General features: G+C 43.1%; 29 protein-coding genes and 1 riboswitch. Of the genes, 13 read left to right on the top strand and 16 right to left on the bottom strand.

Features of this window, described 5'->3' with window-relative positions; genetic code table 11:
- Window positions 1–71 precede the first annotated feature (71 nt).
- Window positions 72–227 (top strand): hypothetical protein, encoded by a 156-nt coding sequence (locus tag QUB77_RS06110; protein ID WP_333170517.1) that lies wholly within the window; start codon window positions 72–74, stop codon window positions 225–227.
- A gap of 290 nt (window positions 228–517) precedes the next feature.
- Here QUB77_RS06110 and QUB77_RS06105 read toward each other — a convergent pair whose 3' ends face one another.
- On the bottom strand, window positions 518–1,138 hold the full coding sequence (locus tag QUB77_RS06105; protein WP_333170518.1) for a TenA family protein: 621 nt from the start codon (window positions 1,136–1,138) through the stop codon (window positions 518–520).
- Window positions 1,139–1,422: 284 nt separating this feature from the next.
- On the opposite strand from QUB77_RS06105, the gene QUB77_RS06100 reads away from it, so the two are divergent.
- On the top strand, window positions 1,423–2,388 hold the full coding sequence (locus tag QUB77_RS06100) for a glycosyltransferase family 2 protein (RefSeq protein WP_333170519.1): 966 nt from the start codon (window positions 1,423–1,425) through the stop codon (window positions 2,386–2,388).
- A gap of 212 nt (window positions 2,389–2,600) precedes the next feature.
- Here QUB77_RS06100 and QUB77_RS06095 read toward each other — a convergent pair whose 3' ends face one another.
- From QUB77_RS06095 to QUB77_RS06085, 3 genes are all read right to left on the bottom strand, one after another.
- Complete coding sequence (locus QUB77_RS06095; RefSeq protein WP_333170520.1) at window positions 2,601–2,870, bottom strand: glycosyltransferase; 270 nt, start codon at window positions 2,868–2,870, stop codon at window positions 2,601–2,603.
- Between the two features lie 114 nt (window positions 2,871–2,984).
- Entirely contained in the window at window positions 2,985–3,359 is a 375-nt protein-coding gene (locus QUB77_RS06090) for a hypothetical protein (protein WP_333322848.1), read from the bottom strand.
- A 484-nt stretch (window positions 3,360–3,843) separates the two neighbouring features.
- Window positions 3,844–5,214 carry a condensation domain-containing protein gene (locus QUB77_RS06085; protein WP_333322846.1) on the bottom strand — a complete coding sequence of 457 codons (1,371 nt, stop codon included), beginning with the start codon at window positions 5,212–5,214 and terminating at the stop codon, window positions 3,844–3,846.
- Window positions 5,215–6,067: 853 nt separating this feature from the next.
- Here QUB77_RS06085 and QUB77_RS06080 point away from each other — a divergent pair.
- The 4 genes from QUB77_RS06080 to QUB77_RS06065 all read left to right on the top strand — a co-directional run bounded on the left by QUB77_RS06080 (window position 6,068) and on the right by QUB77_RS06065 (window position 9,422).
- The gene (locus tag QUB77_RS06080) at window positions 6,068–6,940 is read left to right on the top strand and encodes an HAD-IC family P-type ATPase (RefSeq protein ID WP_445251718.1); all 873 of its coding nucleotides are present in this window, start codon (window positions 6,068–6,070) and stop codon (window positions 6,938–6,940) included.
- Between the two features lie 313 nt (window positions 6,941–7,253).
- The gene (locus tag QUB77_RS06075) at window positions 7,254–7,520 is read left to right on the top strand and encodes an ion channel (protein ID WP_333170840.1); all 267 of its coding nucleotides are present in this window, start codon (window positions 7,254–7,256) and stop codon (window positions 7,518–7,520) included.
- Between the two features lie 499 nt (window positions 7,521–8,019).
- Window positions 8,020–8,292: a hypothetical protein gene (locus QUB77_RS06070; protein WP_333170524.1), complete on the top strand. Its 273-nt coding sequence runs from the start codon at window positions 8,020–8,022 to the stop codon at window positions 8,290–8,292.
- 320 nt (window positions 8,293–8,612) lie between these two features.
- The gene (locus tag QUB77_RS06065; RefSeq protein ID WP_333170525.1) at window positions 8,613–9,422 is read left to right on the top strand and encodes an SDR family oxidoreductase; all 810 of its coding nucleotides are present in this window, start codon (window positions 8,613–8,615) and stop codon (window positions 9,420–9,422) included.
- 432 nt (window positions 9,423–9,854) lie between these two features.
- On the opposite strand, the gene QUB77_RS06060 is transcribed toward QUB77_RS06065, so the two are convergent.
- Together QUB77_RS06060 and QUB77_RS06055 are read right to left on the bottom strand one after the other, a co-directional pair.
- Entirely contained in the window at window positions 9,855–10,073 is a 219-nt protein-coding gene (locus QUB77_RS06060) for a hypothetical protein (RefSeq protein WP_333170527.1), read from the bottom strand.
- Between the two features lie 148 nt (window positions 10,074–10,221).
- A complete protein-coding gene (locus QUB77_RS06055) occupies window positions 10,222–11,844 on the bottom strand; it encodes a cation:proton antiporter domain-containing protein (RefSeq protein WP_333170842.1) in 1,623 nt (540 codons plus the stop codon).
- Window positions 11,845–11,935: 91 nt separating this feature from the next.
- A riboswitch (Fluoride riboswitch) is annotated at window positions 11,936–12,024 on the bottom strand.
- A gap of 262 nt (window positions 12,025–12,286) precedes the next feature.
- On the opposite strand from QUB77_RS06055, the gene QUB77_RS06050 reads away from it, so the two are divergent.
- The gene (locus tag QUB77_RS06050; protein WP_333170528.1) at window positions 12,287–12,889 is read left to right on the top strand and encodes a glutathione S-transferase family protein; all 603 of its coding nucleotides are present in this window, start codon (window positions 12,287–12,289) and stop codon (window positions 12,887–12,889) included.
- Between the two features lie 65 nt (window positions 12,890–12,954).
- Here the strand turns inward: QUB77_RS06050 and QUB77_RS06045 are convergent, their stop codons facing one another.
- Window positions 12,955–13,992 (bottom strand): Gfo/Idh/MocA family oxidoreductase, encoded by a 1,038-nt coding sequence (locus QUB77_RS06045; protein WP_333170529.1) that lies wholly within the window; start codon window positions 13,990–13,992, stop codon window positions 12,955–12,957.
- Between the two features lie 524 nt (window positions 13,993–14,516).
- On the opposite strand from QUB77_RS06045, the gene QUB77_RS06040 reads away from it, so the two are divergent.
- Entirely contained in the window at window positions 14,517–14,816 is a 300-nt protein-coding gene (locus QUB77_RS06040) for a ferredoxin (RefSeq protein WP_333170530.1), read from the top strand.
- A gap of 341 nt (window positions 14,817–15,157) precedes the next feature.
- Here the strand turns inward: QUB77_RS06040 and QUB77_RS06035 are convergent, their stop codons facing one another.
- Window positions 15,158–16,813, bottom strand: coding sequence for a SpoIID/LytB domain-containing protein (locus tag QUB77_RS06035; RefSeq protein WP_333170532.1), 1,656 nt, complete (start codon window positions 16,811–16,813; stop codon window positions 15,158–15,160).
- Between the two features lie 284 nt (window positions 16,814–17,097).
- Window positions 17,098–18,504: an ATP-binding protein gene (locus QUB77_RS06030; RefSeq protein ID WP_333170533.1), complete on the bottom strand. Its 1,407-nt coding sequence runs from the start codon at window positions 18,502–18,504 to the stop codon at window positions 17,098–17,100.
- A gap of 215 nt (window positions 18,505–18,719) precedes the next feature.
- Here QUB77_RS06030 and QUB77_RS06025 point away from each other — a divergent pair, with 215 nt between their 5' ends.
- Window positions 18,720–19,460, top strand: a complete 741-nt coding sequence (locus tag QUB77_RS06025; RefSeq protein ID WP_333170534.1) for a calcium-binding protein — start codon at window positions 18,720–18,722, stop codon at window positions 19,458–19,460.
- Window positions 19,461–19,825: 365 nt separating this feature from the next.
- On the opposite strand, the gene QUB77_RS06020 is transcribed toward QUB77_RS06025, so the two are convergent.
- The 3 genes from QUB77_RS06020 to QUB77_RS06010 form a co-directional block, all read right to left on the bottom strand.
- Entirely contained in the window at window positions 19,826–20,164 is a 339-nt protein-coding gene (locus QUB77_RS06020) for a DUF6972 family protein (RefSeq protein WP_333170535.1), read from the bottom strand.
- Window positions 20,165–20,275: 111 nt separating this feature from the next.
- On the bottom strand, window positions 20,276–20,488 hold the full coding sequence (locus tag QUB77_RS06015; protein ID WP_333170536.1) for a hypothetical protein: 213 nt from the start codon (window positions 20,486–20,488) through the stop codon (window positions 20,276–20,278).
- A gap of 200 nt (window positions 20,489–20,688) precedes the next feature.
- A complete protein-coding gene (locus tag QUB77_RS06010; RefSeq protein WP_333170537.1) occupies window positions 20,689–21,876 on the bottom strand; it encodes a M20 family metallopeptidase in 1,188 nt (395 codons plus the stop codon).
- Between the two features lie 430 nt (window positions 21,877–22,306).
- Here QUB77_RS06010 and QUB77_RS06005 point away from each other — a divergent pair, with 430 nt between their 5' ends.
- Entirely contained in the window at window positions 22,307–23,785 is a 1,479-nt protein-coding gene (locus QUB77_RS06005; protein ID WP_333170539.1) for a glycosyltransferase family 87 protein, read from the top strand.
- Window positions 23,786–23,872: 87 nt separating this feature from the next.
- On the opposite strand, the gene QUB77_RS06000 is transcribed toward QUB77_RS06005, so the two are convergent.
- Both QUB77_RS06000 and QUB77_RS31685 read right to left on the bottom strand, forming a co-directional pair.
- Complete coding sequence (locus tag QUB77_RS06000; protein ID WP_333170540.1) at window positions 23,873–24,142, bottom strand: ribbon-helix-helix domain-containing protein; 270 nt, start codon at window positions 24,140–24,142, stop codon at window positions 23,873–23,875.
- A complete protein-coding gene (locus QUB77_RS31685; RefSeq protein WP_332983430.1) occupies window positions 24,126–24,302 on the bottom strand; it encodes a plasmid partition protein ParG in 177 nt (58 codons plus the stop codon). The genes QUB77_RS06000 and QUB77_RS31685 overlap by 17 nt, the downstream gene beginning before the upstream one ends.
- 171 nt (window positions 24,303–24,473) lie before the next feature.
- Between QUB77_RS31685 and QUB77_RS05995 the strand changes: the two genes are divergently transcribed.
- From QUB77_RS05995 to QUB77_RS05985, 3 genes are all read left to right on the top strand, one after another.
- Entirely contained in the window at window positions 24,474–24,707 is a 234-nt protein-coding gene (locus tag QUB77_RS05995) for a hypothetical protein (protein WP_190663608.1), read from the top strand.
- 314 nt (window positions 24,708–25,021) lie between these two features.
- Window positions 25,022–25,258: a type II toxin-antitoxin system VapB15 family antitoxin gene (vap15, locus tag QUB77_RS05990; protein WP_333170542.1), complete on the top strand. Its 237-nt coding sequence runs from the start codon at window positions 25,022–25,024 to the stop codon at window positions 25,256–25,258.
- On the top strand, window positions 25,236–25,655 hold the full coding sequence (locus QUB77_RS05985) for a putative toxin-antitoxin system toxin component, PIN family (RefSeq protein ID WP_333170544.1): 420 nt from the start codon (window positions 25,236–25,238) through the stop codon (window positions 25,653–25,655). Before vap15 ends, QUB77_RS05985 begins: the two co-directional genes overlap by 23 nt.
- Window positions 25,656–25,772: 117 nt before the next feature.
- On the opposite strand, the gene vapC is transcribed toward QUB77_RS05985, so the two are convergent.
- Window positions 25,773–26,177: a type II toxin-antitoxin system VapC family toxin gene (vapC, locus tag QUB77_RS05980; protein ID WP_333170545.1), complete on the bottom strand. Its 405-nt coding sequence runs from the start codon at window positions 26,175–26,177 to the stop codon at window positions 25,773–25,775.
- The gene (locus tag QUB77_RS05975; protein ID WP_006633402.1) at window positions 26,164–26,376 is read right to left on the bottom strand and encodes a type II toxin-antitoxin system VapB family antitoxin; all 213 of its coding nucleotides are present in this window, start codon (window positions 26,374–26,376) and stop codon (window positions 26,164–26,166) included. Before QUB77_RS05975 ends, vapC begins: the two co-directional genes overlap by 14 nt.
- Window positions 26,377–26,549: the final 173 nt, after the last annotated feature.

The raw sequence follows: 26,549 nt of genomic DNA, 5'->3' as shown, positions 1-26,549 counted from the left end.
ATATATTTGGCGATCGCTCGGCAGCGGACTATACTTTAATTTTAAATCTACAGTCTTGGGCTGTTTTAGCCATGACAAATACTGATTTAGGGCTAGAAGTAATTCCGCGCCTGGAGCGCTCCAAAAGCCGGGATGGGTTAATTTTTGTAATTGCTATGTGGTTTCTAAGCCGATCGATAAGGGCGATCGGGATGCAGGTAATTGCTCATTTACTCTGTAAGAAATAGCCCGTGTATGGGATTGCAGCATCGAGGTTTTGTCAGCGGCTGACTCCCTAAAACTGGCCGGGAACTGTTTTCGCATTAGGACGGTAAATAGAAGTATTGGCTGCATTACTGCTGTAAATAGCTGTTAAATTTACTGCGTGTAGCTAGCTTAAGATAGTTTTCTATATTTCTTGCACCAACTGAATTTACTCTATAGCAATCCTCGCATCATTGGTAAATTTCTTACTTTCTCCCGGCTGGTTCGGGCAGGGTTGGGTGGGGTAAAAAAATTACGACTCCTGCAAGGATTCTTATATTTCCCAAGCTGCCTGAAAAAAGTCTCTTTCGCACAGCATAGCGTAGCGATAGGTTGCTTCTACTTCTGGCCCAGCTTCGGCGTAGCGATCGACCAAACTTTCCAGCCGTTTTGCTAAAATCTCAAAATCCGGGCTGCTATAGGTGGAAATCCACTCGCTAAAGGCGTGTTCCGGTATATTAGGTTTAGCTAGCTGCTGTCCCAAAAAAGCATACAACCGCAAGCAAGGAGTCATCGCGGCTGCTGTCAAACCTACACCACTTCCCCAGGCTGTCGCTAATAAAAAATCTGTGTAGCGGCGGGTAGCGATTCCCGGTTTTGCCTCTTGCAAGTTTACCCCCCATTTTGCTGCATATCCTTGATGCAAACGAAGTTCATCTAAAACGCCACTACCGAGATTGTGGAGGATTTCAAACCCCTCCCAGTCGGGTGCTTTTGCGGCCGCGATACTATAAGCGCGAGCGAAGGCTCCCAGAAAAAATGCGTCTTGTGCAACGTAATATGCAAAACTATTTTGGGGGAGGCTGCCGTCAGCAATGCCTCTGACAAAGGGATGTTGCAGACAAGCTTCGCTTAAGTCTTGATTTGCTTGCCAAAGATAATTGGAATTTGTCATGCAATTTTGAATTTATGGGTTATGATTGTAATTTTTATAGTCTGACTAAACATCTATGATAACAGATGTTTTCACTTGGCGTGTGTCAGTCTTATGGTATCTTTTATTTTTCGTATTTAATAAAATAGATAATTTTGGGTATGCTGCTATTTTGGGGGCTGCTGTTGTCTGGCTAAAAAAGCGAAATTACGTGCCGAACCTCTCTCGTAAACCAGCCGGGGTGTTTGGGAAAAATAAACTTTTGATTTAACAGTTGAAAAGCCGATTTTTAAACAGAAACAGCAATGAACGATACACCTAAGTATTCTTTGGTAATTCCTATCTATAACGAAGAAGAAAATCTCGCTGAATTGTATCGGCGAATTAGGGCCGTGATGGATCGAATGGACGGCCCAGTAGAATTAATTTTAATCAATGATGGCAGTCGCGATCGCTCTCTCGAACTTTTGCGAGAATTGCACGAAAAAGACTCACGAATTTGTTACCTCAGTTTGGCCCGCAATTTCGGTCATCAAATAGCTGTAACTGCTGGTTTAAACTTTTCTAGAGGTCAAGTAGTAGTCATCATGGACGGCGATTTGCAAGACCCGCCAGAGCTAATTATAGATATGGTAGAACAGTGGCGGCAGGGCTATCAAGTTGTCTACGCTCAGCGCACTCAACGCCGTCAAGAAGGTTGGTTTAAGCGGTTGCCAGCTTATATGTATTATCGCATTTTGCGGAATCTTGCTGATGTTGATATTCCCATAGATACCGGAGATTTTTGTTTGATGGATAGGTGCGTGGTGGACGTGCTCAATGCTATGCCTGAACGCAACCGCTACATTCGGGGATTGCGCGCTTGGATTGGTTTTAAACAAACGGCGGTTAAGTTTGAACGTGATCCGCGCTTTGCAGGCGAGGTTAAGTATACCTTCAGAAAATCTTTTAGTTTAGCGATGAATGGTTTAGTCTCTTTTTCAAAGGTTCCTTTGCAATTGTCGATTTATTTGGGTTTATTTTCGGCTTTGGTGTCTGTTTTGATGGCTTTTTTGGTTTTGTATTGGCGTCTTTTCTCTCCGGGTTCGGCATTAACTGGTTTGACAATTGTGATTATGGCGGTTTTCTTTTTGGGTGCGGTGCAGTTGGTCAGTATTGGGATTTTGGGTCAATATATAGGGCGTATTTATGAGGAGGTGAAGGGCCGCCCACTTTATACGCTGGCAGAAGTGGCTGGTTTCGATCCATTTCGTCAAAAAAAGGATAAATAAGCAGGACTTTTTTACCATCTTGATGGCTTAAAGATAGCGGTTGTATGGTGCGTCTGCTGAATCACCTGAACCCTGAACCACATTCAAAATACGGGTTGTTGATTCATTATTTTCTACTTAATTTCAGCGGATATAAACTCCTGATGCCATTGTTGAGCGACTCTATCCCAGCCGAATGAATCTTTAAGATATAATGCTTCCTGTCTTCAAGCTTATTGTTTTTCAGGATTTTTTAGCAAGTCTATCACTGCTGCAATAAAAGCATTATTAGTTTCCTCATCGCCAGCAGGCCCCTTAATTCTGATACCTGATTTCACAGTTTCATCTAAACCTGCATAAGTTGTCACCACCGGAACACAACCAGCGGCTTGTGCTTTCCAAGCACTAATACAGAAAATTTCTATCGCAGTATGACAAGGATAAACCCAGATTCCTGATTTGAATAATTCTTCCACTAATACCAATTTAATGTGAAGTTGCACATAACTCGATCCCCCTCGCATCCCCCTTAATAAGGGGGACTTTGAGAAGAATCTTGTCCCCCTCTTAATAAGGGGGGCTAGGGGGGATCGGATTCTATGCAACCTCATAAAAAATTAGTATAACTCCTTGTGTCCAATCCTGCCATGTTCATAGACATTTTCCTGCGCGAAAAGTTGTAAAAGTTTTTGCTTTTTATCTGGTAAGCATGGAAATCTCTCAAGATAAGGTGAATTAATTAAAGCATCAATTCCTTGCCAACCATAAAAAATATGTAATTCAACATCGGGCACTTCTTTGATAACTCGATCCCATTGAGTCAGTAAATTTTCAATGCCTCTTGTGTAATCACTAATCGAAATTAGTCTCTTGGGATTTCTAGCAATTCCTGTTAAGTTGAAATCTTCGAGATTAATCCGATTGGTTGTTAAAAAAATCTTGTCTCCAGGAATCCAGTCTGGCAGCAGAGATTTATGAAAATTTGACAACATAAAAGTTTGTCAAAACTTGCCAGAAATTCTAAACGCTGAAACTCTTCTACAGGAGGAAATAATTGCGGGTTGTCGTGCATCCACACCGCAGTTTTTCTGGCTTTCACTTTCATTAGCATAGGTTGTGTCCAAGCCCGATGAAAGATTAAGACATTAAAGTTATCTTGGGGATTAAATTTATCAACAGACTGATAAACTACTCCATTATATTCCCCTTCCATATCACCGCATCGATTAAAAACAGTAACCGCGTAGCCTAACTTAACTAATTCTTGACTTAAGTAAATGATCGCTTCCTCGCTTCCGCCAATACCTTTATTTACAGATAAAGGAGACAAATCTTCTACATGAAATGGAAAATAGGAATAAATTACAATTGACTTATTGTCCCAGTTGATATTATTGGAGTTTTACAAAATTTTTGATATAAATATTGTATACTAAAATTATGGTCTTATCAAATAAAATTTGAAATCAAGAGTATTTAATTTTGTGTCACTGACTCACACAACATTGTTAATGTCGAATTTTGATTAATACACACTTTTTCTATGACTGTCATCACATCATCAGCAAATAACTGTGCTGTTCGCTCGCTGATTACAGGTTGTACATAAATAAAATTGCAAAATAACTGCTCATTTAGAGTGAGAACGCCTAACCAAAAACAATCACCACTAATATGTTGAGGAAAAGCAAAGTATAATTCCTTTATTTTCAGCTTACCCGCTTGATATCGGAATTTAAATTTGCCTGTATTGGAAATTGAAAAAAAATTATTTCTTCCCATAGTATCTTCTTTACTAAACATATAGTGAATCACGAATTGCTTCAGGGAATAGCTGTCAGAATTACGTAATTTACCTTGTTGTAGTTTAGTTATATGGACACCGCTAATTAAAGAATCATGTATTTGGGATTTACATTCTCTAGCTAAATCCCAAAAAGATGTATTTGGCTCAACTAACTGATTAAACCCCAGCACAGATATAAAACAACCTAGATTTTGGTCTGTGATTTCAGGCTCACAATATTTTCTCAAATTTACAGGTAAACCATAGGAGAAATTTACCTGTGTATCTATTGATAGTAATTTACCAGCAGCACATAGCATTGCGGCACACATAGCACCATGCACAGTTGTTTTTTCTTGTTTGCATTTATCAATTAGTATCTTAGTCTTTTCTTGACTAAGCATTCGCGGTAGCATCCGAGTAAAACGTTCGTTGGCGGATGCTTGATGTTCAATAATTAATTGTGGTGGTAGACTTGGTTGTTCATTTACGAGTTGATGATTTTCCCTTGGGTTTTGACTGGGAATATTATAACTAACTATAGTTTCTATGGGAGGAATAAATTCTAGGGGTTCTACTTGAAATATATTCTCTCCTTCATTAATTTGCTGATAATAAAATAACAGGTCATCAATAAAACGCATACATGATATGCCATCTACAATTCCATGATGAAAGGTAATAATCATTTCACAGCTATTTTGATGTTGATGAGAATACAAAAGAGTTAGGCGACACAGAGGATTCTTGCCTGGTGTAAATTTTGTATGTAGTTCTTTTTCAGCAATTTTAATTGCTTCATTTTCATCTTGTTTGTATATAACTTGTACCGGAATTTCCGTTATTCCTGTCGATTGAAAATATAATCCATCTTCAGACTCAACAATGTAAACTTGGAGCATGGGATGACGCTGTTGGACTAATTTAAGAGCTTGTTCAACAAGCTCTGCTGTTAAAATTCCTTCCAGATAGACAACATTGACAATTAGTCCACCTCCCACCTCATGGCCTAGCGCCATCCACATTTCTACAAAACCAAGTTTTCTGCTGAAAGATTTCATTTTAATTTTCTCTGATTTCAAATTTTATCTACATTGATGCAATTGCTCAATTATCCAAAAGTGAGTTGTTTGTAAGTTAGTTTTTTCATCAACGGCAGGTTTTTTAATTATAAACCCTGATTTCACAGTTTCATTTGTGTAACTCACTCAAGACTTCGGACAGTTTTTGATTCTCTACGGCATAATTAGGGTTTGAGCCAAGTCACGACTCAGGAAAAATCAACTATTCCAGCCATTTTACCCCAAAGTGTCAGAAGTATTGTAACTGACTCATCTGGGAGTGTGACAAAGAGGCCTAGGAACTAGACTAAATAAGGGTTGCAGCTTGTATACCCTGTTGAGAAAAGCAAAGTTTATTGGGAGTTAGGTTCATTAATTCTGGCACATCTACTGAATATTGAGCCAGATAATGGACTCACAGCTCTCCATCTCAATCAGCGCTAAAGGTACTCCGTCTGCGATATTTTTTTTCTGTTCTTTAGGGCGATATACATACAGCAGTTTTCGCGGTTATGAGGTGCAATAGCAACCGCTAGCCAACCAATTTATTAAATGCTGAGGATTTATTAAATTTATGGCAACTGCTATTATTAGATGAATCATAGATGCGTTAGTTGGAGCGGGAGCATCTCAATGAAAGCAGCCAAGCCCAAAATAGGAGTTAGGAGCCAGGAGCCAGTAGTCAGGAGAAAAGAGTCAGAAGGAAGGAGGAAGAAGAAGTGTTGGCGTTGCTGAACTTTAGTATGAATGTACATTTTTTAATCTTTGCCGAAGACAGACTTTTTGTGCCTTGGAGTCTTTTCGTAGAACTTAATTCATACCGTCAATCAGCAATGCCGTTGAAGTTAGTAATGTGTTTGCCCGGGTGGCGCCTGAACAGAAACTGCGACTGGTGGAAGCTTTGCAGTCCAAGGGTGAAATTGTTGCCATGACCGGAGATGCGGTCAATGATGCCCCAGGACTAAAGCAGGCGGATATTGGCATAGCGATGGGGATTACAGGCACGGAAGTTGCCAAAGAAGCGGCGGATATGGTGTTGACCGATGATAACTTTGCCTCCATTGAAGCCGCCATAGAAGAAGGACGCACCGTTTATGGCAACCTGCTGAAAACCATTGGGTTTATCCTACCCGTCAATGGTGCAGAGGCGCTGACGATATTGGTGGGAATCTTGGCTGGTACCACCCTGCCAATTTTGCCGGTGCAGATTCTCTGGCTGAATATGGTGATTTCCGTCGCCCTGAGTGCCACTCTAGCGTTTGATCCCAAATCGGCTGAGACTATGCAGCGATCGCCCCGCCGCCCCAATGAACCCCTATTAACGAAAAAATTGCTGTGGCGTATCCTGATTATTTCCATCTTCAATCTCATTGCTGTACTTGGCATTTTTGAATGGGTTTCGCAAACCACAGGTAATATTAATTTGGCTCGGACAAGGGCAGTCCATACGCTGGTTTCCGCAGAAACCTTTTACGTATTGAGTATTAGCCAATGTCTTCCCTCTCTGTTTGCGTATTTAAAATATCGCACTCAAGAAATTGCTTTTATTCCTGCGATCGGTGTGGCTTGTGTGTTTTTTCAAGTTTTCTTTAGCCAGTTGACTTTCATAAACCCGCTATTTGCTACCCAACCGCTTAGTTTTATCCAAGCTCTCATTTGTATCGGTGCAGGGCTTCCAGTCATTGTGCCTGCTCTGTTTTTAAAGCGGTTTGCTCATCTTGCTTAAGCAGGAGTCAATCGATTTTAGATTTTTGATTTTAGATTTTAGATTGAAGCATTGACCCCAATACGCTTGGGATAAGAATAATCTGATTTCCTTTCACAAGTCTGGAACTCTCATAAATGCGTCACGAAAATAATTTTTTCGGCTCCACGATTAAAATTGGGGGATTTCAACCTCGATTCTCCATCCTGTCGCACAGAATTCATTCTGGCTCCTGAATTCTGAATTATTCTGTAAACTGATAGCGCTCGTCACCCTAATTGGATCGGCTGGAAGTTAGGCGTTTTAGCACGAACTTCCTAATGGTAATGGGGGGATTAATGACTATGGCACTGCGCTGTGGTGGACGGCAATGCTGATGAGCACGATCGCCTGTGATTACCCGAAAACAGCCCAAGGGCAGGTGCTTTGTTGTTTCCTGGCGTTGTGTGCGATCGCGATATGTGGTTATTTGACAGCAACGCTGGTCACTTTTTTTGTGAGTCAGGATGCTGAGAGCGATCGAGCAGAAATAGCGGCTACACAATCAATTCAAGCTCTGCAAACAGAAATTACTGCACTCCCAAGGTTCAAGTCTGCTTGACGAAAAGGTTTAGACGTGTGAATTGCTAACCAGAGATTTGAGCATGAGGTCGATCGATCTCGATGCGATACTACAGAAACGATGATGTCTATCCAATTATAGATAACCTTTTAATCTAAACTATTCCAACCGAGAGATGAAATTTGAAATTGGAAATTTTACTATAAAAATACCATTTATCAAGTCAAATAAAAACCATTAAAAGGATGGCAAAATAAGCTGAATAAATTCATGCTAGGGAATCAAAAAAACTTGAGCTAGGATAAATCCCAGATTTAACTGTTCAATGGTTGATAGCTTTTCTAGAGTCCAATGGCTAATTTTATATGACTTTGAGCCACTGTGGATAATTAAATCAATGTCATCTCCCCTCCTGACTTGTATTTAATTCGAGTTTTTTATGATCCTTGCCTTCTAAAGCTTGTAGTATCGTTCCCCAAAAAGCCCGCAGTATTGAATGTTAACCTGGTTCTATTTATTACATTGACAGGAGAAACTCATGGAAAACACATTGTTCGATCGCACATTCCGGGACAGCGAAGGCCAAATTGTTATAGCTCAGATGCCCAATCTACCACTGAGTGTCGGGATTGTAGCTACTTTATTAACCCTCATTGTTACAACAGGTCAAATTAATTTAGGGTTGCAGCTAGTAGCCTTTGGCTCTTTGTTTACTTGGGCTTGGGAAGAATTATTTCAAGGGGTGAATTACTTTCGTAGAGCATTAGGTCTGATTGTGCTTGTAGGTCTGATTGCGTGGAAAATTCAATAATTAGGTAAGCATAAATCACATCAATAAGGTATATAGCACTGGGAGCATCTCAATGAAAGCAGCAAAGCCCAAAATTGGAGTTTTGAGGCAGGAGTTTTGAGGCTCCCTTGCTGCGGGGAAAGAGGAAGAAGGAATGAGCCAGAATAAGTGTTTTTACAAATATGAGATGCTCCCTCCCGATCGCGGGCGTGGTGATCGGCATTCTGGATATTGATGAAATGCGTAGGAAAAAGACAGAACAACCTTCTGGTTGATATTGAAGCTAGTTCGCTTGAGGTTTCGGTTAAGATATTTTGTTTTAAATCTCTGGGAGAGCAATTATGAAAGGTTTAAAGGGAAAAAACGCACTAATTACTGGAGCGAGTTCAGGCATTGGGCAGGCGATCGCCATTCGTCTTGCTCAAGAAGGTTGCAACATTGCCGTTAACTATCGAAAAAGCTTAGAAGAGGCAGAAGATACTGAAGAAATAGCTCTGCAAAAAGCCTGTGGACAAGCATCGGAATGCGGGGTTGAAACGCTATTAGTTCAGGGAGATGTCTCCAAAGAAGACGACATCCTTCGTATGGTGAAGAGTGTCATTGATAAATTTGGTAGTCTGGATATCCTGATTAATAATGCTGGGATTCAAACAGAAAGCGCATCCCATGAAGTCCCAACCGATGAATTCGATCGCATAATTGCCGTCAATTTGCGAGGTGCATATCTCTGTGCCCGGGAAACCATTAAGCATCTGTTAGAGCAGCAGCGCTCTGGGGTGATTATCAATATTTCGAGTGTGCATGAAATCATTCCCCGCCCGATGTATATCAGCTATTCCATCAGCAAAGGCGGCATGGGAAATATGACTAAAACCCTAGCATTGGAATACGCAAACCGAGGCATCCGCGTCAATGCTATTGCGCCCGGTGCAACAATTACACCGATTAATGAAAGCTGGACGGACGATCCAGAACAAAAGGCAGTAGTGGAAAGCCATATCCCAATGGGACGGGCAGGCACGTCGGAGGAAATGGCAGCAGCAACGGCATTTCTGGCATCAGATGAAGCGGCTTATATTACGGGACAAACGCTCTATATTGATGGTGGATTGACCCTCTATGCTGACTTTCGCGAAGGTTGGTCTGCATAAATTAACTTGAAGAAACTATTTGGAGGAAATAGGCGATCGCTGTCATTTTACCTAAACAATGATTTTTTTGGGCGATCGCTTTCTTTACTCACCTAACACTAGACTAAACCGCACTAAGTTTTCTGCATATAGGATTGAACTTGGCAGCCAGGAAGGCATTGCGGAGGAGTTAGACCGAAAGGATCTCAAGTAGTGGTATCTTGGTGCTGTGAAGGGGAGCGAGCAGCCATAAACTCTCACTTTAGAAAAATTAAAGTACGTAAATTAAAACTAAAATATGGATATAAAAAATGATGCTCCTACAGGTTACGAAGTAGCAAATATGAATAAAAATTAAGTTTTGAAACGAGATCTGTCGGGAGGATATTAATGAAAGCAGCCAAGCCCTAAATTGGAGTTGGGAGCCAGGAGCCAGGAGCCAGGAGGAAAGAGTCAGAAGGAAGGAGCCACAAGAAGTGTTTTTACAAATATGAGATGCTGCCAAGGCGATCGCCCATACATGAGATTCTCGCCAATTAGTTGCCATTCTAAAGATGCGAGGAGAGGGGCGGAACCAAGACCGGAAAGCATACCAACGATACAAGAAATAATGAACCACTTGCGGAGTTGCGGAATGACTGGGAACTGTTCAAATTGAGGGAGACGTTTCATAAGAAATGATTCTTGTGGATAAATTTAGGCTCGTTGCGAGCGAGCCTAAATCTGCGTTAATTACCGCCTTGATTATGAACCGCACAGGACGCAGAGGACACAGAGAGGGGAGAAGAGGCTCAAGGGGATATAAAACCCATATTTGGTATTACTTGTAACTAGATTCCACCAAGATGACAGGAATAGGACTGGTTTCTAAGACGGCTTGAGAAACCGAACCTACTAGCACTTCTTCCCAAGGTTGATGCCCTCGTTTTCCGATCGCAATATATGTCACTTGCCGAGCTGGCGCCACGCGGATAATCTCCTCTGGAACTGTACCCGAAAGACTCAGAAACTCATAGCGAATATCTGATAAGGTTCGTTGTGCTTGTTGTTGTAATTGTAAGTTGGTGCTTTGAGCTCCCAGATTATCTACATACAAAACAATCACATCCCCATCACTGCGCCGAGCTAAGTCTGCGGTCTTAGTTAAAACATCTGTTGTTAGGGGAGAAGCGTCTACTGCTGCGAGAAAAACGGGACGACCGGAAATAGCTACTTTGGTCGGGTCTACTTCGCCTTTTTCTAATAGTTTGGGAGCAAAGGTAGGAATTGCCCAAGCACCCAAGAGAGCGGTTACTAGAATTGAGAGAGCTGCGATCGCCAAAATCGTCTCGCCACCAGCAATGCCATGAGCTAGGGGAATCGCCCCAATCGCCTGTACCGTTGCCTTAGCGGAATTTCCTGCTAGCAAAAACAGCCGTTCTTTCCCAGTCCAATTACTACTTAAAGTGGAAAGATACCAACCGAGCGCTCGCCCAATCAGAGTCCCGATCCCCAACACCAACAAACCAACCAGCAATGTATTTCCTAAGACATTAAGTTGAAGACTGGCTCCCAGCAGCACAAACAAAATAATTTCCGCGATCGTCCACAAACTGTCAAAGCCGCCCCGCAATCTTCGTGCTAAAGGCGCATCCAACTCAATCAGGAAAAACCCCGCCGCCATGACAGCTAAATAGCCAGAGAAAACCGGAATATGTTCGGCTGATACTACCAGCCCTAGGGCAAAGCCAGCAGCGACTAGGGAGTCCTGAACCGCAGTTTGAGTCCAGTTTTGCTTGACTAATAGTGACACCAAAATTCGAGCAGTTACCCATCCCAAAAGCACCCCCAAGGTAATTTGGATGAGGATTTGAAATGGCAGCAATTGCAGAGGGCTGAGGGTAATTCCTCCCAGTAAGGTAAGGGCTGTAGCTTTCCCTTGGGACAGAAATGCTAGCAGTAGGCTAAACACCAGCAACAGCAATACATCTGACAAGGCACTTCCCGTCAGAATCGCATCTGGAATTCCTTTTTTTACTCCCCAACCTAAACTTTTTAACCGCAGCATTCCGGGAACAATTACTGCTGGAGATTCCGCGCCAATGATGCAGCCTAGCAGTAGCCCCGTCAAAAAATCAAACTGAAGTAGCCACATCGCAGCGACAGCAATGGCGATGGCCTCGCAAGCAGCAGGCAGAAAGCCTAATCGCAGCGCCACGGTTCCTTGTTGGGATAGCTTTTCGCGATCGAGTCCTAACCCCGCCTTCATCAAAATCACCATCACGGCAATGGTGCGAAGGGAATTGGCTGCGGCCAAAACCTCTGGGCTAATGACATTCCCCAGTTGCGGGCCTAATAAAATGCCCACCAGCACCATACCTACGAGTGCTGGAGCTTTCGTACGTCGAGCAATCTGCCCGACAAAAAAGCCCATTAATAAAATCCAGATTATACTTTCTAACATCACGCCACCTTGAAGCTGAATGGATGAACGTGACTTGTAGGGGAAAGATCGATCGAGGCATCCGCACCATCCTACCCTTCCGCCACAAGTCGGAACAGTAGGAGCCATCAGCCTTTTAAACGTTATGAAGATTATGAATAACGAAGGGCGGTTTCGGCGAGCTCCATCGCCATCATTACTTTTATACCACTATTGAAGCTCATCGTCCATTTCCGTGCCCCTTCCCTAACGCTATTTAAGGGAGGATTTTTCCAGTATAATTTCATTGATTCTCCAATATTGATGAATTTAGGGTGCTCTGGGTTGCACCTAACCCATATTACTTCTGAACGTAGCAATGCTGCTCTTACCCCCAAATGCTACAATAATAAGTTGTGAAATTCTCTTTCTTTCTTAACTCTGCGTGCTCTGTGTTCTCTGCCGTATATAAAAAAAAATACTCATGTTGAAACTTTACGAATATTCTCCCTCTGGGAATTGCTACAAAATTCGCTTGCTTTTAACTCAGCTTAATATTCCCTTCGAGCGGCTGGAAATTGATATTCTAAAAGGAGAAAGTCGAACTCCTGAATTTTTGATTAAAAATCCTAACGGGCGTATTCCTGTTTTAGAAATAGAACCGGATAAATTTCTATTTGAATCAAATGCAATTATGTTTTATTTGAGCGAAGGAACAGAGTTTTTCCCCAGTGATAAAATTGAACGTGCCCAAGTCATGCAGTGGTTATTCTTTGAACAATACAGCCATGAACCTTTTATTGCGACTTCTCGTTTTTGGTATTTGACAGGTAAAGCTGAGGAATATCAAGAAGCACTTCAACAAAAACAAGCACCGGGTTATGCTGCTTTGGGGGTGATGGAGCAGCATTTAGAAAACCATGCTTTTTTTGTTGGCGAGCGCTATACTATTGCTGACATCGGTTTATTTGCTTACACTCACGTTGCGGGAGAGGGCGGATTTGATTTAACCAGATTTCCGGCAATTCAAACTTGGATCGAGCGAGTAAAAAATCAACCTCGATATATTAGCATCGCACATAAATAAAAGTTGTTCGTAGTAAGTACGAAGAATCCTAATTGACTAAAAGCATCAACTGAGGACTGAATTCCTTACTGCAAAATTATCATGTCCGATGGTAAATTACCAATCGCTATATTTTGCCCCGTCTTACTCGATCGCCTCGCAGCATCTGCGACCTTCAAAGCGTACAAACTACTGGCAGCATTTACGTACAAAGGCGTACCGTTTGACAAATATTCCAACACCATATCGGTGTCTTTGGCAAACAAACCGCGCCGCGTCCCTACTTTGAGGTTGCGCCGATTTTCTCCCTGAATTAATTGACCGGATTCAGGAGTGAAAACCAGCGTTCCTGCTTCTCCGTAGATGGTAAAAATGTTTTCCGACTGCCAAAAATTCTCTCCTTTTCCATAAACAGCTTCAGCGACAACGCCATTGGCAAAGCGCAACTGTGCATTGCACAAACAAGCTTTGTAGAAATCCGGCTGACTGTCCCAAAATTGAGCTTGACAGTTAACGCTTGCCACTTCCCCAAACAAATCGGTAAATCGGTGCAGTCGCGAAATTGCACCAACTAAGGGAAAGCCAAAGAGGGAATGTTGATAAGTCCACCGCTGCGGCGCTGGATGTTGAGGAGTCATAGTAATGTAGCGGGCGTAAAAAACTTTACCGATTAAGGGCAAAGATTCTTTGATTGCTTGGTGCAACCCGCCTAACAGTTCGATGTGTTCGATGTGGAGGAGTTTTTGCTTTTGGGTGGCAAGTTCGATCGCCCTTTCTGCTTCAGATACGTCTAAAGATAGAGGATATTCCACCACAACGTGCTTGTCATTTTCTAGCGCCGCCAGGACGATCGCCCCGTGATCCCGATTCACCGTACAGACAATTACCAAATCTAAATCGTCTCTTTCTACTAGCTTGCGCCAGGAAACCGCAGCTTCTGCCCCGAACCCTTGACAAAATGCTGCGGTTTTCTCCGGGCTGTGGCCCGCAACCGCTACCAAGTGCGATCGCCCATCAGCTTGAATTGTCTGGGCCCTCAACTTAGCGGCAAAACCAGTACCCACAATCCCCACGCGAATTGGAGAATTAACCGAAAAACCAAAGTGAGTATCAATATTAGTCATGGGATTTGAGATTTAAGATTTTAGATAGTTACAGACTTGCGGTGCAGGGCTTTAGGGTTCTGTCGCCCCGATTTTAAGCTGTGGTTGTGGTGCGATTTATTCGATCGAGCCTTCAACATCCAAGTATTGATGCGATCTCACTATACATTTCACCGCCTGCAGAGACTTGCTTTGCAGCAAGTATTGCCAAAACTCGATCGACACACCGCATACCAACAACCCGGTTTTTGTACTGTAGGGATCAAAATAGGATTTTTCCTAGAAACCCGGTGGTTTAGCGCAAGTCTTGCGGCAACAGTATCACAAGGCTGAACCCAACATAGGTATAAGTAATCAAGATGAAATTAGAAAAAGTTATAACTAATCCCATTCAAATGTTTTGTAAATAAGTGTGTCAACCTCCCTTCTATCCCCTACTATCATAGAGGGAACAAACCTAAGAGCTAACCTCAAAGCTAATAGAGCCTTGAAGGTTGCATTAGGAAAAATTATAAATCTTGTTGAATTTTTGAGAGGATTAGTGCATGGCGACTTACAAAGTTACCCTCATCAGCGAAGCCGAAGGAATTAACCAGACCATTGACGTTGATGACGATACTTACATTCTTGATGCTGCTGAAGAAGCAGGACTCGACCTCCCCTACTCTTGTCGCGCTGGAGCTTGCTCCACCTGCGCCGGCCAAATCACCGCAGGCGAAGTTGACCAATCCGACCAATCTTTCTTGGACGACGACCAAATCGAGGCCGGATTTGTCCTCACCTGCGTCGCCTATCCCAAGTCTGACTGTACGATCGAAACTCACAAAGAAGAATCGCTCTACTAAGAAAGGACGCTCTGCGTGATACCCTAAGAAACCCGGTTTCTCGTTTCCCAAATTAAGCTGAAATAGCGCAATTATGTTAAGAAACCGGGTTTCTGTGTCTAACACTGCAATAAAGCCGCCAGCAGTCTCTCACTCCCATCTATGAATTCATAGCTGTTTGAGCAGATAGCTGACCAAATAATTTTAGATTTTAGATGGCCGATTTTAGATTAACTGTGAAACCAATCTAGAATCCCAAGTCTAAAATCTAAAAGTTTTAGGACTAATATTTAGTCTCGCGTTGCACGGACTTTGTTTGTGTAGCGATTTAAATCGCCGACTCTTAGGCAGAATTCGATCGACTATTGGCGCCAAAATGTAATGTTATCGCTGAGAGGGACAACTTGAGCGCCGGGAAAATAAAAGCTCAGAATTTGAGATCCGTTCCAGCCCAAATTAGCCAAATTGTAAGAACCAGTCTGACTCATTCCTACCCCGTGTCCGAAACCGCCTCCGACAAAAGCATAACCGTTGAGAGTTTTGTCGGGATTGTAAATTGGTTCTAGGTAAAAAAGCGTGCTAATCGGCGGGTAAAAAGCATTGCGAATCTCGTCTTTGTCGATATCGATGGGGCCCAAGTCAGTTTGAACCTTCATTTTCAAAACTCGACCGGCAGGCGACCTTTCCACCACTTCCACTTGAGTGACAGTTTTAAGATTAGCCAGTGGGTGCTGTTTCTTCTGAAGATACTGTTTGAGAAATCCACCAATCGCGGTCAAAGAAGCTGGTTCGCGCCACCGAAAAGTGTCTTCTTTTTCCTCATTAAACCCTTTTTGCAAACTGATAAAGCGGCGGAAGTTATTTTCGTCAGACAAACTCTGCTTGGACAAATCCCAAATATTATTAGGCGAATCGACGATCGATCGCAAATATGGACGTTCCGCGCCCTGCCACACATCGTTAAAAGAGGCTGTGACGCCGCCGCTAGACGCGGAATAGAGCGCGTCTACTAGCTGATTTTCGTAAGTTAGCACCAAACCGCTCGTTTGGGCGATCGCCTTATCAGTTTGCGGGTAAACCTCGGTCAAACCGTGATAAACTTGACAGTTAACATCAGCGCACAACTCATAATTATCCACAGCAAACCGGCGCAAATTTCTCAGGGCGTAGGTTCTCGCCAAAATAGTTTGAGCGACAATCGCAGCGTAAGGCGAAAAAGCCCCTATTTCGTGAGGAACAACACCCCGCAAATAAGTTTCCGTCAGCACTTTGTTTACCAAAGTATAAGTGCCGTAAGAATTTTTTTGCAGGTGCAAACTCCCACCATAACGGCGAGTTTGTTGAATAGCTTTTTCGGGTTCAATGGCTGTCGCCTCTTGGGTAGTTTGTTCCAATACCTCAATCACATTTTTCCCCGCCGTCACATCCAACTCATTGCGGTTGAAGCGAAAGCCGTTTAAAACCCAAAATGCCTGGGGTATTTGTTTAATAACTTTGGAATCCAAAAAAGCGGTTTTGTTACCTTGATCTTGCAAACTTTGCAACAACCAGCGCCGCACTATAGGAGAGTTATAAACATCTCTTTTCGCCCAAACTTGCCAGCGCAAAGGTTGAGCAATTTCTACTTCAATGCCCTTAGCGCGCCACTGATTGGCGCTGTCTTCCGCACTCTCAAAACTGCGGTGAGAACTTAGTACCACTCGTTCTTCTACTGCCGGCGATTCCAGCGGTTTCGGGGCTATTTCTAACTTGACGCTAGCAGCAGTTTTCGTTTCTATGCCTTGAGGAGTTTTGTAACGCAAAGTTAAGCTGTCGCCCGGTAATGCTTTCAGCGTCAGTTTGTCGGTTGCTTTTGTGCCAAACCGCTGCACTACGCCGATTTTGATGGGTCTATTTTGGGGAGTTTGGGCGTATCCCGCAGCGCTAAAAATGGGCCACAGGCACAATGCGGTGAACACAGTGCTAGAAATGCAGCTAAACCATTTGTAATTGGGAGTTGGAGGTGCTTGAGCGAACACGGTTATCTGTCTCGCGATAGTTGAAGATGGGGGGTTTTTGATTGTAGGTTAGCACATTTGGCCGCTGGTATAGGGGAATTGCCGAAGATAGGGCAATACGCTTGAGCTAGCCGTAGGGTGTGTCGCCTGCGATAAATCCCTAAAAAAGAGCGACTTTTCGAGCAGCGACGCACCTTGCAAAATAGTTGTGTCCTCAGAAACCGGGTTTCTTGCGTGATTTCTCGCTACTAAACACAAAATTTCGTAGAAACCCGGTTTCTAGCCTCCCACGAGAAGCCCTGAAACTATCCAACCTTTAGGAACTGGTTTTTCACATACTCCATCAATACAGGCTGGAGTGTGAAAAGCGTTTTCTCACCTTGTTTGACTTTTTCAATTAATAAACGCCGTCCCAAGGATTGCACAGCTTGTAATAAGGCTGATGGAGATAATTGGAGATTGGCTGAAATTTTTGATATTTCCACTGGTTCGACTTCACTAGCTAACCAGGATATCACTTGTTTTTCTGAGTCAAATAGGCGATCGCACTGCTGGTGCAGCAGAGATTCTAAATCACCTAAAAATAGGGTATCATAGGAGAGAAACTCGGAAACGCTGCCCCCGAATAAATCTTGAATTATATTTGCAACTATATTTAACCATAGGGGATTGCCTCGGTAAAGGTCAATCAGTTGTGACCATTTCTCCTCTTCAGCTAATCTTTTTTCTTGGAATATTTCCCCTGCTTCCGCGCCCAAACCGTTGAGTTGTAGCGATTTACATGGGCGGTTTTCGCCTTCTAGGGCGGCAATTTCTCTGGGTTTTTCCCAACTGAGTAAAATTAAGCAACTGTTGTGGGACGATTCGGCTAGTTGTTTGAAGAATGTGCCGTAATTTTCATGGCCTGGTTGGTAGTGGCCTGCGAGTTGGCGGCTGGTGAAAATCGTTTGTATGTCATCGAGGATTAGGAGACAGCGGGATGAAAGCAAATGTTTTAGTAGGGGCAATCCCCCCGTGGTTGCCCTTTCTTCGGGGGCGGGCACGGGGGCACCGCCCCTACAGAGGAATTGAATTAAGTTTGTTTGCAGGGTTTGCAGGGGTGGAGAATTGCGGAAACTGCGGTAAATAATATAATCGAATTCGTGTTGAATTTGTGGGATTAGTTGGAGAGTCAGGGTGGTTTTGCCGATACCGGATAAGCCGTATATGGTGATGAGGCGGGTGCGGTTTTCCAAAATCCACTGTTTGAGGGTGGTGAGTTCGGATGTGCGGTTATAGAATAAGTTGGGTTCTGGTGCATCGGATAAGTCTAATCGCTGTTTGGGCTGAGTTTTGCTAGAGGTTTCCTGATTTTGTTTTTCTAAGTTGGGAGTTTCTAAGGATTTAGGAGGGTTTCCACACACCTTAAACTTACCAACTTGTGCATTGTCGCCAAAATGTGATGAAACTATTGAAAATTGCCATCTTTCCACTGTATATGCAAAGTTAGATTGATTGATGTCTTCACCTAATGTTTCTGATAGAAGTTTCCATAATTTTGCTGCGACTTTCTTGACATGAGGTTCGCTACGGTGGCAGGTTTTGGCAATTTCAGGGTATTTCTGGCGTTGCCAAGTACCGCGCAATATACCTTCTTGCAGATGATTGAGGTGTTTTCCTGTCTTAGCGAATACGATGTCGTCAGCCAATTTTAAAACTTCTTGAACATCCATAGGTAGAGTCGGGGTTGTTGTTTTGCCTGTTGCGATTCTACTTTATCCTACCGTTTGATACTTTAGCCACTAAATCCTACTTGATCCCACTGAGATAAATCGGGACAGGTAAAAAAATGCCTACTAAATCCTATTGATTTGACTTGATTTGAGTATATTTTTTATATATGCTAAAAAATCAGCACGCAATAAATTTAAGCAATTTCTAAGAAACAATGGCTAACATCAATATTGCAAATACTCCCGATGCACAAGGCACAGAGGATGATGACTTCATTCGTGATACTGATGGCAGCCGCAGAACGCTGGGCTTGGGGGGTAATGACAGAATCCGTGGCTTGGGTGGCAATGATGAACTGTTCGGGAATCAGGGCCGTGACTCACTAGATGGTGAGGGCGGGTTCGATACCCTCTACGGTGGTAAAGATGCAGATTCTCTTGACGGTGGACTTGACGATGACGTTTTGTTTGGGAATGCGGGCACTGATTCTCTTATTGGTGGACGCGGCAACGATCAAATGTTTGGGGGGCGTGATAACGACCTGCTATTGGGTGGCGAGGGTGCGGACATTTTATCGGGAGATTTAGGTTTTGATGTTCTGAATGGAGGAGCTGGACGAGACACGTTTATTATTCAAGATGAAGTCGCTACTAATACAGTAGATTTTCTACAGGATTTCTTCCCTGGGGAAGACAAAATTGCACTTCCACAAGGTCTGACATTTGCTGACATCGAAGTCCTGACATTTGAAACTGCTCGGTTGAATCCACGTTTCGTGGAAAGGCAGTTTGAACCCTGGAATGCCTTTTGTGGCATCTGTGCTGGTGCCGATCAAGATCTAGCTCTACGAGTTAAATCAACTAATCGAATTATTGGACTTTTGGAGCGAAGTCCAACGGTTGGTGTTCGTCTAACACCAGCGAGCTTGACAGCAGCGGACTTTATCAGCAGTTGAGGATTCTGCTATGGTGGCTGGTAGCCTGTCGCTATCGGAAATAGCGTAGGAGGGTTTCAACCCCTGCGATTTATCGAGGGGTTGAAACCCGACTCAACTTATTTCCCAGTTTTGAAAAAAGCGCGATCGCCCTTTCAACATAAACTATTCAAACTAACTCTGACATTCTCAGTCGCCCTTCTATGGGCTCATACTCATCTTCTAAAAGCCAATACTGTGCCTCATCATAACTCTTACTAGAAAACACAATTTTATAACCCTCAGCCGGATCGTAAATCCGACTATTTCCCTCAGCATCACTTAGTAACAAAAGCAGATAAGGGGGTGAAAGATTTGGATCGATCCATACCTCTGTAAATTCCCAGTTATTCTTTACTAGGTCTGCTTCGAGGCGTAACGTGGTATCGGTTTTCATCATCAATTTTTATCTCTCCGTAATAAAGTAAAAGACGGCTACCATCCGGGTCAACCCTATAACCAATTGATTCAATAAAAAACATACCATAACGATCGTAGCCCCGAATCGTACCTGTAAAGTCTCCATCTTCTATTATGGCTTGAGCTACCTGATTCATTGTAGGTTCATCATTAAAAATATGAGCAGCACGTCCTTTATTAAGTAATCTTCTCATTTGTGGCGTGTCTGGCAAATGTTTAGCAATGTGCCGGCTGTCAAGGGTGATTTGGCGCTTAATTCCACTCATCAATTAATTGAATCACATACAAGTATCATTAAATCACGCGATCGCCCCTCACTTTCCACTTTCTGAAAAAGAGCGATCGCCCTTTCTATCTCACTTTCTGACAATGAGTGCTTACTGATAAAGATTATGGTTCGTATCTAACCAAACAATATAAAACACATTTTCAATAAAGAATCTTTGCACTCGACCGTGTTCATTAGTTGAAAGAGAAAACTGATAAGGAATTGTTACTAATTCTTTTTCGTTGGGAATACCAAATCCATTGGGTTCAGTTGTTTCTCGCCACTTAATCGAATGACACCGAAGAGATTGACTGCGATTCATCTTCACTTCTTGTGCGGTTACTGTGGATAAATCGCGCAATCTTTCCACAAAAGCAGTAAAATAATTGGGAGCGCGATCGCGAATTGAGAATTTTTCATTCTGAGTTAGCTATTTGGTAAGGTGCGTCGCTATTAGATTGTCACTATTAGTTGAGGGATTGTCGATCGCCACACACCCTACAGCTACGATTAGAAACGATATCACTTACTTGCTTGCTGTTTCCAATATTGATAGGCGGCATAGGCTAAGGTGACAGCGCCCGTCACAATGGAGGCTTCATCAACCTCAAATTGCGGGTGATGGAGGGGATAATTCGGTTTGTCAGTCAGTCCCACTCCTAAGCGAAACATGGTTCCCGGTGCGTGTTCTAAGTACATCGAAAAATCTTCCGCGCCGAGGGATGGTTCTGGTAAAATTTGGACGCGCGATCGACCTAAAGCTTCTAAAGCCGCACTTTCGACTAATTGTGTGAGTTTTGGGTCGTTTTGGACTCCGGGCACGCCGCGCTTGTAGGTGAGTTCGTACTTAGCGCCGTAAGTCGCGCAAACGCTGGAGACAATTTGTTCGATCCAATTCGGTAGTTTTTCGTGGGTTTCTGGATGCAGCGATCGCACGGTTCCCAGCAATTTTACTCGATCGGCAATCACGTTGGGCGCACGTCCGCCGTTAATTTGCCCGATCGTCAAAACCAGCGGCCTCAAGGGATTTTGCGTGCGGCTAATGGCCTGCTGCAAAGTGGTAATTATCTGAGAAGCAATCCAAATTGCGTCGATCGCCTCGTGGGGGCGCGCACCGTGGCCGGATTCGCCCATCACAATCAATTCTAGGTCATCTGCAGCCGCCGTCAGTGCCCCGTGGCGGATACCGATGCAACCGCCGGGAATCGTCGGGAAAACGTGCACTCCGAGGATGCTGTCAACATCTTGCATCGCCCCATCTTTAATCATCCATTGAGCACCTTGGGCTATCTCTTCCGCCGGCTGAAACAAGAAGCGGACGTGACCGGGCAATTTTTCTTCGAGCTGAGACAATATCATGGCTGCGCCCAAACCGACGGTGGTGTGGATGTCGTGGCCGCAGGCGTGCATCACTCCCTCGTTGCGGGAGGCAAATTCTAAGTTAGTGCGTTCTTGAATCGGCAAAGCGTCCATATCGGTGCGAATTGCCAGCCACCGGGACTCGCTGCTGTTGCCTTTGAGTTCGCCGATGACTCCTGTTTTGCCGATTCCTTCGATGGCGTGAACTCCGCTGGAAGCGAGAACTCCGGCTACGTAGGCGGCGGTTTGATATTCCTGGCCGCTGAGTTCGGGGTGGGAGTGGATGTGGCGGCGAATTTCGATTAAGCGGGGGGCGAGGGTGGCGGCTAATTCTTGGATGCGGGGAAGCATGAATTTAGTTGGGGAGTGCAGTACAAGTTGTAGTCAACTAGGGTAACGCATATGTTTGGGGGTGAACAGGGTTATAAGGGGCTAAAGTGCGATCGGGCTTTTAGATAGCAATCCTATTTCGTTTGTGAATAAGATTTTTTTTTCACCGCAGAGGGCGCAGAGAAAAGAGAGAAAAGAGAGAAAAGAGAGTTAGGTAAAAACCCGGAATAAAGGTCTAGAGTCTAGGTGAAAAGGGTGAGTTTTAGTTGATAATATCATGTCCGATCGAGCAACCGCGATTTTTGTAGGGGCGGGTTCACCAACAATACCTGCCAATAATTTACCATCTTAAAAACCCGCCCCTGCCGGGATATTATTGTTAATCGATCGGACATGATATAATTTCGGGTTGTGATATCATCCAAGAGTAAATTTATTAAAAATATTTACTATGATTAGCTTTGGATTCTGGAATGTAATTATTCTAATTACAGTCGCTTTGTTTCTCAATTATAATTGGCGACTAGATAGCGAAAAAAAAGCATGGCAAGATTCTTTGTTTTTAAAACATCCTTCGATCCAAAGGTTGACTCAGTTTTTTCGTCAACCTATCGTTAACTTTATTTTGCAAGCAGTTATTTTATTAGTTCTCACCCGATTTCTCTGTTATACCGGTTGGTTGGTTTACAATCTGACTCATCGGCCCGATCCGCCTTACTGGGATTTTAAGTGGTTTTATGTAGCGAGTAAATTAGCCCATCAGCATTTGAGTCCCTTTAATGTGGAGGTGTTTAACAGCGCTTTCTGTCGCATCACAAAAGTGTGTGGGTTTATTCCATCTTTTGTTTATCCACCTAATATCATTCCTCCCCTCTGGTTTTTGGGCTATTTCCCGATGAAGACTGCATTCACAATCTGGACTTGGCTGCATCTTATTGCCACAGGTTTTGTTTTATGGGGAGCGAATATCTTGTTGGTGTCGCACTCACGAGCTTTTCGGACTATTTGTAGTATATCAGTTGCATTCCTCTACGGTTTTGTCTTCGATCTTCAAGTTGGCAATGTAGCAACTTTTATTGCGGTTCTGCTGTTATGGATGTTTATTTGTGCTAGAAAAAGTCAGGATATAATTGCAGGAGTTTTATTAGGATTTGCCCTTTTTAAACCAACTTTAGTTATATTGTTTATTCCTTATTTTTTAATCAAAAGACGGTTTAAGCTAGTTTTTATATCTATAGTCACGGTAACTTTTTTGGCAGTTATAGGTTTAGCTGTAACGGGCAATTCCTTAACAGGATTTCTACAGGATGCGATTCGTGGATTTCCACTCTGGCTCAACGATCCATCGAATAATGCTTATATTTCTATGAGTCGCCTTGATTTAAGGGTTATGGGGCCGAGATTTTTCCCCGATAGTCCCTTCGCGGCGAAGCTATTTTCTGACTCGATCTGTCTAGTGCTAGTTGGTTTAGTGAGTTGGTATTTTTACAAAAAACAATCTCGCAATGCTTGGTCAAAAAAAGTTGACTTATCTGAAATGGTGCTAATTTCCACTTTGAGTATTGCTATCAACTATTCTCAGCCAACCAGTTCTGTGATGTTAGCACCGACGGTGGTTTTTTTGCTGAATGATTTATGTTTTCAGATTAAAAATTGTGCCTTCTCTAGGCAAAGAATGTCGGTTTGGTTATTGGGCGTTGGCTGTGTCATGGTGCAAACCGCTGTGATTCATGGCGGGCTGTTGGTGTTTCTAGGAAAGCGGTGGAACTGGAAGGGGGGGGAATTGCCTTATTTGTTTAAAGTAACTATTTTTTCACTACCGAGTTATGCGATTTTAGGCCTGACGTTAAGTGTTTTAGTCTTAGCGATTACCTCTCTTGGTCAAAAACAGGTTGCTGAATTTGACCCTGTGGATCGGGTTTCGGGTTAGAGGAAAAACAAAACCCAACTCCAACACAAAATAAACGGCCCGACAGGTTGGCAGTTGAGAATGACCCATCAGCGTAGAGATCAAAGGTTAATTGCTGCTGGGTTCATCTTCTGTAGTCTTTTTAGCCAAGTAAGCATCTACAGCTTGAGAGACAATCCGACTTACGAGATTGCTGACTGTCCGGTCTTCTTCCTTGGCCCAATCTTCCAAGACGTTGTAGGCGTTTGGAGGAACGTAGCTGGTGACTCGTTTTAGGTTTTTTGCTGGCAAGTTAGGCAACTGGGAATTTACTTCATACATCGATCGTACTTTCTTTGTACGCCTCTTTGGTGCCGCCCCTTCAGGTGTTTGACTCATCCCGTTTCGCCTGGGCTTGCTCTTGCTCTTGACACCAGTTTTCTATTAGTTGACCTCCGACGCTGCTCATATCCCTTTCCGCACGAACGCACAAGGCTTTGAACCTGATCTTCAATGCCTTGGGAATTACAAGTTTGATGGTGTCTTTTTCATTTGCCATAACTTTATTTTCACACGTTTACGTGTGAAAAGTTTAAAATTCCCTTAGTTACCTATTCCCATATTCCCATAGCTGTGCTAGACTGAGGATGTACAAACGGAAAAGCGATCGCCCCTGGCCTGGAAAACTTGAGGGCGATCGCAATTCCACTATTCGTGTAATTCAAAGTCTATGATATCACAGCCAAAGTCAGTTCCCGAACTGCTCCGGGAAGAAATTCCTGATGTACCTCAAGGTAAGCAACCGATTCGTTTGCTGTTGTGTGGCGTTCCCAAAGCGGTAGACAGCATCGTTAATCTGTTGCACGTTTTAGGTTTTGCAGAAGTTGGAGAATGGAGCCCGCCTCTACCATCGCCGATAGCGGGTGAGGTGATTCGGATTTTAACCCGTTACTGGAAAGAGTAATTGTTGAGGGCGATCGCACGAATTCCAGAAGTGCGATCGCCCTTTCTGTCTCATTTAGGGCTTACCAATAAATACCAAAGAAACCCGGTTTTTCACGACAGTTAAAGGCCCGGATGCAGTATTCTAGGAAAAAAAACTGGTTTCTGACTACCCGCAAACCAAAGAAACCAGGTTTTTAGCAGTTTCTGCCAGGTGGAACGAAGTATTCTAGAAAAAACCCGGTTTCTCGCCAGCCGTGCGTCCAGCACTATTAAAGCCATCCTCAATCCAAAAAATTGAGATAAAATATCGACAAGCCCTAAACATAACGAACAATGACTCTAGCCAACTATCAACTTTCCCTAAACTTTGAGCAAATTTTAGCCCTAGTCAAACAACTGCCCTATCCAGAAAAATTGCAGTTAAGTCAAGAGCTGGAAAAAGAAGTATTAAATAGTAAATTAACAGCTCTTTTGGAGTCATTTAGTACCGATGAGCTTTCTTTAGAAACTATCACCCAAGAAGTAGAAGCAGTCCGAAGCGAAATTCATGCCAGAAAAACCAGCCATTAAAGTAATTATAGACACTAATCTTTGGATTAGCTTCTTGATTGGCAAAGAATTAGCTAATCTCAAAAAATTAATAGTGGATCAAGCTATCCAAGTTGTCTTGTGCGAACAAATAATCGAAGAAATCAATCTGGTAACTCAAAGACCCAAACTTCAAAAATATTTTCCGCTAACGAAAGTCCAAGAATTGCTGGAATTGTTGAGAATTATTGGTTTATGGGTAGAAATAACCTCGGAAGTCTCTATTTGTAGAGATGATAAAGATAATTATTTGTTGGCTTTAGCGAAAGATAGTCAAGCTGATTTTTTGATTACAGGAGATGGAGATTTATTGAGTTTGGTGAATTTTGAGGGGACGGAAATTTTAACTTACAAAGATTTTTTAGGCAAAATTAATTAAAACTATTATCCTAAACTATAGCCTTTCTCAGAAAGATGGGCATAGGGCATAGGGCATAGGGCATAGGGCATAGGGCATAGGGCATACCTCACTTTTTTGAGAACCGCTATATATTCATTAATTGTCAGGCCGGAAGCGCAAACAATTGAGCGATCGCACTCTCTGAATAGTTTCAAAATCGCGATCGTTATGAACTAAAATAAGTTGGTGTTCGATCGCGAGTTGGGCAATGCAGCAGTCGATACTACTTCTAACCGTCAACCCCTGTCGTTGCAAATCGTAGTAAATCCGAGCAGCCGCTACCCAAGTATTAGGCGTAGACTCGATGTAATCTTGTTCTTGGAGATAAGTTTCTAATAGTGTCCACTCGCGATCGTCTCGGCAACCTTGCAAAAGTTCCATCTGAGTAAATCGGTTCAAAAAAATACTTTCATCTTTAATTATTGCTTCCAGGGATTCGCGTACTACACCTGTCCTGTCGCGGAAAACGCTGATCCAGACTGAGGTATCAATCAGAAACATTTCGGTTTTCCCGCAAAGCTTTGTAGTCGTAGTCAGTCGAAAATTGAATTTGTCCGCTTAAATCGAGTAAATTCCGCTTTTTACGGGTGCGAATTAATTCTTGCAAAGCAAAGTCAATCAATTCTTTTTCTGTTTTGAAATTGGTTAAGCGAAAGGCTTCTTTAACTAATTCTTCGTTAAGTTCAACGGTGGTTGTCATGGTTAATGGTTGATTTCATTCTCTCATTCATTATGGCATAGCCACACCCAACCCTTAACCTAACCCAACTTCCCCAAATCCTGGTTTCCCCAACTCACCGAAACCAACCTCAACCAAACTCTCCAACTCCTCTGCATCAATGAGACCAAACTCGAACTACCCAGATTCCCGAC

It is taken from the genome of Microcoleus sp. AT9b-C3 (assembly GCF_036705485.1).
Classification (GTDB): Bacteria; Cyanobacteriota; Cyanobacteriia; order Cyanobacteriales; family Microcoleaceae; genus Microcoleus.
This window is presented reverse-complemented; position numbering and strand designations above follow the sequence as displayed.

Excerpts from the sequence above, each read along its gene's own strand:
- QUB77_RS06060 (WP_333170527.1), bottom strand. The coding sequence starts at position 10,073 with ATGAAACGTCTCCCTCAATTTGAACAGTTCCCAGTCATTCCGCAACTC.
- QUB77_RS06090 (WP_333322848.1), bottom strand. The coding sequence starts at position 3,359 with ATGTTGTCAAATTTTCATAAATCTCTGCTGCCAGACTGGATTCCTGGA.
- QUB77_RS06110 (WP_333170517.1), top strand. The coding sequence starts at position 72 with ATGACAAATACTGATTTAGGGCTAGAAGTAATTCCGCGCCTGGAGCGC.
- QUB77_RS06020 (WP_333170535.1), bottom strand. The coding sequence starts at position 20,164 with ATGAGTGGAATTAAGCGCCAAATCACCCTTGACAGCCGGCACATTGCT.
- QUB77_RS06005 (WP_333170539.1), top strand. The coding sequence starts at position 22,307 with ATGATTAGCTTTGGATTCTGGAATGTAATTATTCTAATTACAGTCGCT.
- QUB77_RS06105 (WP_333170518.1), bottom strand. The coding sequence starts at position 1,138 with ATGACAAATTCCAATTATCTTTGGCAAGCAAATCAAGACTTAAGCGAA.
- QUB77_RS06030 (WP_333170533.1), bottom strand. The coding sequence starts at position 18,504 with ATGGATGTTCAAGAAGTTTTAAAATTGGCTGACGACATCGTATTCGCT.
- QUB77_RS05995 (WP_190663608.1), top strand. The coding sequence starts at position 24,474 with ATGATATCACAGCCAAAGTCAGTTCCCGAACTGCTCCGGGAAGAAATT.
- QUB77_RS06010 (WP_333170537.1), bottom strand. The coding sequence starts at position 21,876 with ATGCTTCCCCGCATCCAAGAATTAGCCGCCACCCTCGCCCCCCGCTTA.
- QUB77_RS06085 (WP_333322846.1), bottom strand. The coding sequence starts at position 5,214 with ATGAAATCTTTCAGCAGAAAACTTGGTTTTGTAGAAATGTGGATGGCG.
- QUB77_RS06015 (WP_333170536.1), bottom strand. The coding sequence starts at position 20,488 with ATGAATCGCAGTCAATCTCTTCGGTGTCATTCGATTAAGTGGCGAGAA.
- QUB77_RS06000 (WP_333170540.1), bottom strand. The coding sequence starts at position 24,142 with ATGAGTCAAACACCTGAAGGGGCGGCACCAAAGAGGCGTACAAAGAAA.
- QUB77_RS05975 (WP_006633402.1), bottom strand. The coding sequence starts at position 26,376 with ATGACAACCACCGTTGAACTTAACGAAGAATTAGTTAAAGAAGCCTTT.
- QUB77_RS06040 (WP_333170530.1), top strand. The coding sequence starts at position 14,517 with ATGGCGACTTACAAAGTTACCCTCATCAGCGAAGCCGAAGGAATTAAC.
- QUB77_RS31685 (WP_332983430.1), bottom strand. The coding sequence starts at position 24,302 with ATGGCAAATGAAAAAGACACCATCAAACTTGTAATTCCCAAGGCATTG.
- QUB77_RS06045 (WP_333170529.1), bottom strand. The coding sequence starts at position 13,992 with ATGACTAATATTGATACTCACTTTGGTTTTTCGGTTAATTCTCCAATT.
- QUB77_RS06070 (WP_333170524.1), top strand. The coding sequence starts at position 8,020 with ATGGAAAACACATTGTTCGATCGCACATTCCGGGACAGCGAAGGCCAA.
- QUB77_RS05985 (WP_333170544.1), top strand. The coding sequence starts at position 25,236 with ATGCCAGAAAAACCAGCCATTAAAGTAATTATAGACACTAATCTTTGG.
- vap15 (WP_333170542.1), top strand. The coding sequence starts at position 25,022 with ATGACTCTAGCCAACTATCAACTTTCCCTAAACTTTGAGCAAATTTTA.
- QUB77_RS06025 (WP_333170534.1), top strand. The coding sequence starts at position 18,720 with ATGGCTAACATCAATATTGCAAATACTCCCGATGCACAAGGCACAGAG.
- QUB77_RS06050 (WP_333170528.1), top strand. The coding sequence starts at position 12,287 with ATGTTGAAACTTTACGAATATTCTCCCTCTGGGAATTGCTACAAAATT.
- QUB77_RS06065 (WP_333170525.1), top strand. The coding sequence starts at position 8,613 with ATGAAAGGTTTAAAGGGAAAAAACGCACTAATTACTGGAGCGAGTTCA.
- vapC (WP_333170545.1), bottom strand. The coding sequence starts at position 26,177 with ATGTTTCTGATTGATACCTCAGTCTGGATCAGCGTTTTCCGCGACAGG.
- QUB77_RS06100 (WP_333170519.1), top strand. The coding sequence starts at position 1,423 with ATGAACGATACACCTAAGTATTCTTTGGTAATTCCTATCTATAACGAA.
- QUB77_RS06055 (WP_333170842.1), bottom strand. The coding sequence starts at position 11,844 with ATGTTAGAAAGTATAATCTGGATTTTATTAATGGGCTTTTTTGTCGGG.